The sequence below is a fragment of the Acidobacteriota bacterium genome (assembly GCA_003696075.1).
Classification (GTDB): Bacteria; Acidobacteriota; Polarisedimenticolia; order J045; family J045; genus J045.
On sequence record RFHH01000194.1, the window covers coordinates 1 to 5,201 of the forward strand.

Annotated in this window: 5 protein-coding genes and 2 tRNA genes; 2 read left to right on the forward strand and 5 right to left on the reverse strand. The window is 71.8% G+C overall.

Annotated features, from left to right (window positions below):
- Positions 1–396 (forward strand): hypothetical protein (locus D6718_12710; protein ID RMG43225.1); only part of this gene is annotated, 396 nt, incomplete at its 5' end.
- Positions 397–692: 296 nt separating this feature from the next.
- Here the strand turns inward: D6718_12710 and D6718_12715 are convergent.
- Positions 693–779 (reverse strand) — tRNA-Leu (locus D6718_12715).
- Positions 780–1,111: 332 nt separating this feature from the next.
- On the opposite strand from D6718_12715, the gene D6718_12720 reads away from it, so the two are divergent.
- Positions 1,112–2,761: a hypothetical protein gene (locus tag D6718_12720; protein RMG43226.1), complete on the forward strand. Its 1,650-nt coding sequence runs from the start codon at positions 1,112–1,114 to the stop codon at positions 2,759–2,761.
- Positions 2,762–2,774: 13 nt separating this feature from the next.
- On the opposite strand, the gene D6718_12725 is transcribed toward D6718_12720, so the two are convergent.
- The 4 genes from D6718_12725 to D6718_12740 all read right to left on the reverse strand — a co-directional run.
- A tRNA-Cys gene (locus tag D6718_12725) sits at positions 2,775–2,849 on the reverse strand.
- An 84-nt stretch (positions 2,850–2,933) separates the two neighbouring features.
- A complete protein-coding gene (locus D6718_12730; GenBank protein RMG43227.1) occupies positions 2,934–3,326 on the reverse strand; it encodes a YraN family protein in 393 nt (130 codons plus the stop codon).
- 80 nt (positions 3,327–3,406) lie between these two features.
- Positions 3,407–4,804, reverse strand: coding sequence for a cysteine--tRNA ligase (locus D6718_12735; protein ID RMG43228.1), 1,398 nt, complete (start codon positions 4,802–4,804; stop codon positions 3,407–3,409).
- A gap of 88 nt (positions 4,805–4,892) precedes the next feature.
- A partial coding sequence (locus tag D6718_12740) for a hypothetical protein (GenBank protein RMG43229.1) occupies positions 4,893–5,201 on the reverse strand: 309 nt, incomplete at its 5' end.

Below are 5,201 nucleotides of genomic sequence, written 5' to 3' on the forward strand. Positions count from 1 at the left end.
CTCCTGGTCCGTGCGTACGCCGCCCTCGTCGAGGAGGGCCGCTGCGAGCCGATGCCGGCGGAGACCGTGGTGCGGGCGGTCGTCCCCTTGTCGCCGCGCGTGGGAGCCGACCTGCTGGCCACCTGGAGCGTCCCGTCCCTCGTCGTCGACGCCATCCGGTATCACGACGCCCCCCACATGGCACCGGCCGGCCACCGGCGCTTCACCGCCATGATCGCCCTCGCCGCCGCGATGGGCGGGATGCTGGCCGACCGCGCCCGCCCCTCCCAGGTCGCCGAGAAGATCGCCGGCCATCCCTCGCTGGAAATGCTCGAGATGACCGAGGTTCGTATCGCGCCGGTCGCGATGGAGATCGCCTCCGAGGCGCGCCAGCTCACCTCCGCCCTCGGGCGCTGATCTCCGACCGCCTCGCACCGCAGGACCGACGCCGGCTCCGGGCCGGGCGCACGGGGCCGCGCCTCGCCGCCTCGCCCGGGCGGGGGACCGCGGGCCGGGTAGCGGTCTTCCAGGCGCCCCACCCGTGCGCTCCGCGGTGACCGTCCACGAAGGACCGACCGGGCGCCGGGCCCCCGGCACCCCGCGGCCGGGCTCGTGGGAAAGGGGAGCGGCCCCGCCTGCCGCTCGCCGAAACGAACGCCACCGGTGCTGGGTGGCGACCGGCGGTGGAGCGCGAGCCGATGGGGGAAGGGGCCTGGTGCCGGGACCGGGGCTCGAACCCGGACGGCCCGAAGGCCAGGGGATTTTAAGTCCCCTGCGTCTCCCAGTTCCGCCATCCCGGCCGGCCGGCCGGAGTCTACCAGCCGGCGAGAGGGGCTCGCCCCGGTCGATTTTTCCTGGTCCCGGGACCGGTTTCGGCCCATATTTCGGCAGGCTGGGCCGCTCACTGGATGGGAGGGAGCGGTGATCATCACCGTGGTCTGCTGCTGCGGGCAGCACAACGCGATCCACGACCGCGACCTCGAAACGGCGCATTGCACCGGCTGCGGGCAGATCCTGCTCAAGCCGGCCGCGGTGGCGGCCAACGATCGCTGAGGGCCTTCCGGGTCTTTCCGCCCCGGTGGACGGCGCCGCCTCTGGCAGGTGCGGCGCGGGATCCTCAGAATGACGGGCCGTGAACCGATCGGCCCGTCTGGCGGCGCGCCGGCGGCAGATCCTGGAGCTGCCGCGGCGCGCGCGCGTTCGAGCGATCCTCGAATCGGACCGCCCGCGGGAGCTGGTCCGCGCGCTCCCGGCGCAGGAATTCTTTCTCACCATCGCCGAGGCGGGTCTCGACGAGGCGTTGCCGCTGTTGCCGCTCGCCTCGCGGCACCAGCTCGACTTCCTCACCGACATCGACGCCTGGTCCGGCAGCGAACTCGATCCCGAGCGGATGGCCCGGTGGATCGAGGCCTTCGCCGCGGCTGACCCCGACCTCGTCGCGCGATGGCTCCGGGAGGGGGACGAGGACACCGTGGTGGTGGCGCTTGCCCACCTCGTCCGCGTCTACAAGCTCGACGCCGAAACCGATCCCGCCTTCTTTCCGCCGGAGCGTCCCCTTCCCACGCTGGACGGCGTGTATTTCCTCGAGCCGGCTCCCGGCGCTCCGCCCGAGGTCTTTCCTCCCCTCTGGGAGGGGCTGACGCGGCTGCGGGCCGCCGAGCCCAGAGTCTACGAAGCGCTCCTCGAGCAAGTTCTCTGGATCATCCCCGCCGAACGGGAAGAGGAGGCCTACCGCGGCCGCTGCTCCCGGCTCGCCGAGCGGGGCTTCCCGGAGTTCGACGAGGCGGTGGAGGTCTGGGTGCCTGGTCCGGAGATCCGTGCGGAGGAACGCCGGCGGCTCGCCGCCCGGTTCGAGGGGAGGCGGCTGACGCCGCCCGCCGGACGCGAGCCGGTCACGGCTCTGATCCCGCTCGACGGCTCCACCACGCCGGTCCTCGCCAGGGCCGTGGCGGCGCTTCCCCCCGAGCGGTTGGAAGAGACCGCGACGGCCATCGCCGCGCTGGCCAATCGGTACGCGGTGGCGAGCCTCGGTCACCTGGGCGAGCTGGAAACCCATCGCCTCGGCCTGGAAACCGCCCTGTCCCACCTGCAGTTGGGTCTCCTGGAACTCGTTCCCGACGGTGACGCCGGCCGGGCGGCCGCGGTGCTCGCGGAGATGCACCCCCGCGACATCGCCCGCGTCGGTGTCGGGGCTGTGCAAGAGCGGGCGTTCCGGGCCCGGCGCCTCGCGGACGGTTGGCTTTCGCGGGTCCACCGCGGCCGCAACCGCCTCGATCCCGAACTCGACGAGCCGTTGACGGCCCTCCTCCTCCCCCGTCCCCTCTTCGGGGAGTTCGGGGGCTCCCCCCGTCCGTTCCGAACGCGCGAGGATCTCGAGGCGGTCGACCTCGTGCTCGACACCGTGACGGCCCTGGGAGAATTCCTCGAGGGCGTGCTCGGAGCCGGCGAAGAGGAGCTGCCCGAGCTGATCCGGCTCCCCGCCGGCCGGATCGGACCGGACGCCGTCGAATGGAGCGCGGTGGCGCTGACCGCCGTGGCCCGCCGTGTTCTCGGTGGCGGCTCCGTCCGGCCACGTCCGCTCTCGGCGGGCGAGGCCCGGCGAGCTGCGGCGGCGCTTCTCGACGGCGACCGGCCCGGCCCGGTTTTTTTCCGCGTGCTGGACGAGTTGCGCCTTGGCCCCGCGGCGCTCTACCTGGCCCGGCGCCTCGGAGACGACGCCGACGCCCTGCGGACCGCTCCGTCGCCGCGCGGAGTGCGGAGCATCCTGCTCACCGGGCGCTAGATCGCTGGAGGGCTGGAGGCGCCGGCCGGATTCGAACCGGCGAATCGGGGTTTTGCAGACCCCTGCCTTACCACTTGGCTACGGCGCCGTGACGGTTCCCCGGCCGCGCGACCGCTCGCGAAGCGGCCGACTCCCGCGGCGGCCTGAAGGATACGGCCCCCTCCCGGGGGCGTCAACGCGGCACTCCGCCGTCCTCGTCCACGAAAGCACCGCGGTAATGGCGGATACGCGCGGTCCCCGACCCCATCTCGACCGCCACGACGTCGAAGCGGCAATACACACCCTCCACCCCGGAACGCTCGAGCCACTGCGCGGCCGCATCGGCGAGGCGGCGGCGTTTGTCCCGGCCGACGGTCGCTTCCGGCGGAATGGCGGAGCCGGCGCGGCGCGACCGAACCTCGACGAAAACGATCTCCTCGCCGTCGCGGGCGATGATGTCGATCTCTCCGGGTCCGAGGCGGACGTTACGAGCGAGCAGATGGTAGCCGCGCGCGGCCAGAAAGCGGGCCGCGAGCCTCTCGGCCCGCCGGCCCCGTTCCGTCCGACCGGGGCTCCGCCGCGACATCGGCCGATCTTCGCCCGAGCCGTGAAGCGGCGGAGGCGGCGGTGCGCGACCTCCTCCCCGAACCGGGAGCGGTGGAGTTCTCAGCGGCGGCGCTTGAGCCGCGGCCCGCGGGGAGTGTCCTCGACCTGGTAGCCCCTCGCCGCGATCTCGTCCCGGAGCCGGTCCGCGGTCGCCCAGTCACGGCGGCGGCGGGCCGCCTCCCTCTCCTGCGCGAGGCGGGTCACCTCGGGATCGATCTCCTCCTGCGCATCCCACGGGAGCAACGTGCCGATCACGGCGTCCGCGCGCTCGAAGAATCCCTCGATCGTCTCGGCGTCGGCCGCCGTCAACTCGCCCCGGTCGAGCGCCGTGTTCGCCTCCCTGACGAGGCGAAAGACCTCGCCCAAAGCGCCGCTGACGTTGAGATCGTCGTCCAGGCGTTCGCCGAAGGCGCGCTCGGCTGCCTCGACGCGCTCGGCCATCGTCGCGGGACCCCGGCGCCCCGCCGCCTCGTCCGCCAGGCGCCGCCGGAGGTCGTCGATCCGCGCCAGCTCGGCCCCCGCCTGGTCCAGCGCCTCGAAGGTGAAGTTGAGCGGCTTCCGGTAGTGAGTGGAAATCAGGACATGGCGGATCAACCGCGGCGGGTGTCCGCGGTCGAGGAGCTCGCGCAGTGTGTAGAAGTTGCCCAGCGACTTCGACATCTTTTCGCCCCCCACCACGAGATGGGCGCAATGCAGCCAGTAGCGCACGAACGGCCGCCCCGTCGCACCTTCCGATTGGGCGATCTCGTTCTCGTGATGGGGGAACTTGTTGTCGATACCGCCGGTGTGGATGTCGAACGTCTCCCCCAGGTACTTCATCGACATGGCCGAGCACTCGATGTGCCAGCCCGGCCTGCCGGGGCCCCACGGAGAGTCCCAGGTCGGCTCGCCCGGCTTTGCCGCCTTCCACAGCACGAAGTCGGCCGGATCGTCCTTTCCGTACTCGTCGGCGTCCACACGCGCCCCCGCGATGAGCCGCTCCCGGTCCAGCCCGGACAGGCGCCCGTATCCGGGGAAGGAAGCGATCCGAAAGTAGAGCGACCCGTCCGCCACGTAGGTGTGTCCCCTCTCCTCCAGCCGGCGGAGAAGCTCGATCATCTCCGGGATGTGCTCCGTGGCCCGCGGGTAGTGATGGGCCGGCTTCAGCCGAAGCGTCCGCACGTCCTCGAAGAACGCCTGGGTGAAGCGGGCCGTCCACTCCCCGATCGGAACCCCCGCTTCGGCCGCCTTTCGGATGATCTTGTCCTCGACATCCGTGATGTTCATCACGTGCCGGACTTCGAACCCGCGGTACTCCAGGTGCCGCCGCAGCAGGTCCTCCCACACGTAGGCGCGGAAATTCCCGATGTGAGCGAAGTCGTGCACCGTGGGCCCGCAGGTGTACAGGCCCACCCGCGGCGGATCGAGAGGTTCGAACGCCTCGAGCCGACCCGAGAGGGAATTGTGGAACGCGATCATCGGCGACGGCTCCCCAGGGCGCGGCCTCTCCGGAGCGGGCGCCGGCCGCGGCTGGTCCGGCGCCCCGCCCGATCCCTCTCGCGGAGACTCAGAACTTCATGCGCAGTGCGATCTGGAACTGCCGCCCTTGCCGCCGCTGGGCGACCGTCTGCCGGATGAACCTGAACTGATTCGTCTCGGCGTCCCAGATCCTCACCTGGCGGCCGTCGAGGTTGCGCAGATCGTCGGAGTTCAGCAGGTTGAAGATGCCGAACTCCACCGTCGCGCTGATGTCCTTCAGGGTGAACTCTTTCTCCACGTTGACGTCGAAGTTCCACCAGGAGGGCTCCCGCCGGTCGTTCCGCTGGTGCGTCGGGAACAGCACGCGGGTGCTTCCCGTCTGCTGGAACAGCGGCGC